At 64.9% G+C, this 1,395-nt stretch carries 2 protein-coding genes; both read right to left on the reverse strand.

The genetic code is table 11. The features are described from left to right. On the reverse strand, positions 1-840 hold an 840-nt coding region (locus EDF64_RS18020; RefSeq protein WP_133521326.1), incomplete at its 3' end, for an IS3 family transposase. Further along, complete coding sequence (locus EDF64_RS18025) at positions 837-1,160, reverse strand: helix-turn-helix domain-containing protein (RefSeq protein WP_166645816.1); 324 nt, start codon at positions 1,158-1,160, stop codon at positions 837-839. The genes EDF64_RS18025 and EDF64_RS18020, both read right to left, overlap by 4 nt. Between the last annotated feature and the right edge of the window lie 235 nt (positions 1,161-1,395).

Here is a 1,395-nt window from a genome sequence, read left to right on the forward strand (position 1 = left end):
GAGGGCGTGAGCTCGGTATTGAACCGGGCTCATGCCCTCGAGTCGTGCCTGGGAGCGGTCGGTGTTCCACCAGGTGATGTAGTCGTGGATCGCGGTGTCGAGCGTGGTGATGTTGTCGAAACGGGTTGGGTGGAACATCTCGGCTTTCAGATGGCCGAAGAAGTTCTCGATGATCGCGTTGTCGTGGCAGTTGCCCTTTCGCGACATCGACTGGGACGCGCCGGCAGCTGCCAGCAGTGACCGCCAGGACCGGTGCTGGTAGTGGATGCCCTGGTCCGAGTGCACCAGCGGTGCCGCCCCGAGTGCGGTGTGGAGTGCGTCGCGGAGCGAGCCGTGGGTGAGTTCCAGGGTCGGGGACGTTCCGGTTCGATAGGCGATGATCTGCCGGTCGAAGAGGTCCATCACTGGTGACAGGTAGAGCTTGTGCTCACCGACCCGGAACTCCGTCACGTCCGTGACCCATTTCTGGTTCGGCGCTGTCGAGGTGAAGTCCCGGTTCAGCAGGTTCGCTGCAACCTTGCCGACCTCGCCGCCGTAGGACGAGTATCGGCGACGACGACGCACTGGACAGACCAGGTCGTGGCGTCGCATCAACGCCAGGACCGTCTTCTTCGCCACTGGCCCGGTCCGGCGGAGCTCGGCGTGGATCCGCCGATGCCCATACCGGCCCTTGGTGCGGACGAAGATCGCGCGGATCGCGTCCGCGGTGTCAGCGTGCCGGTCAGGTTCACGCGAGCGGGCTTGCTGGTAGAAGAACGTGGAGCGGGCAAGACCGGCGATCTGCAGCAGCGTCTGGAGTGAGTGTTCGGCCTTGCAAGCGGCAACGGCTGCGGTCTTCACCGACGCCGTTGCTGCGCCTGCAAGGCCCGCAATTTTCCCAAATACGCGTTCTCGGCCCGCAAGTACTCGTTCTCCCGCCGGAGTCGTTCCAGCTCGCTGAGCTCGGTGTCCGGCGTCGCTTTCGGGCGGCCCGTTGGGCGCGGCCGGAGGGCGTCCTCACCGTCCTTGCGAACCTGGTTCACCCATTTGCGCAGCAGCAGCGCTGAGGAGAGCCCTCCCTCGGAGGCGAGCGCATCGGCTGGTTCCCCGGCAAGGAAGCGGCGCACGAGGTCACGTTTAACCTCGAACGAGTACGAGCGTCTGGGGGAATCCACGAGCACCTCCGGACCATGCAGCAACCACCGTTGATGCAAGCGTCGCACTGGTTTCCGTGTCACTCCTAGCCGACGAGCCGTCGCCCAATCACTCAACCCCCGACCGAACCACTCCACCGCAGCCACCCGCTGCGCACTCGTCAACGACGACGCGGTACCACCCACACGAACCATCCCCGGATCTCGAACCGACTAATCAGTCCAAGAACCGGGGACCAGTCCACTGGCACCGCGCCTCCAG

It is taken from the genome of Curtobacterium flaccumfaciens (assembly GCF_004361695.1).
Taxonomy (GTDB): domain Bacteria; phylum Actinomycetota; class Actinomycetes; order Actinomycetales; family Microbacteriaceae; genus Curtobacterium; species Curtobacterium flaccumfaciens_B.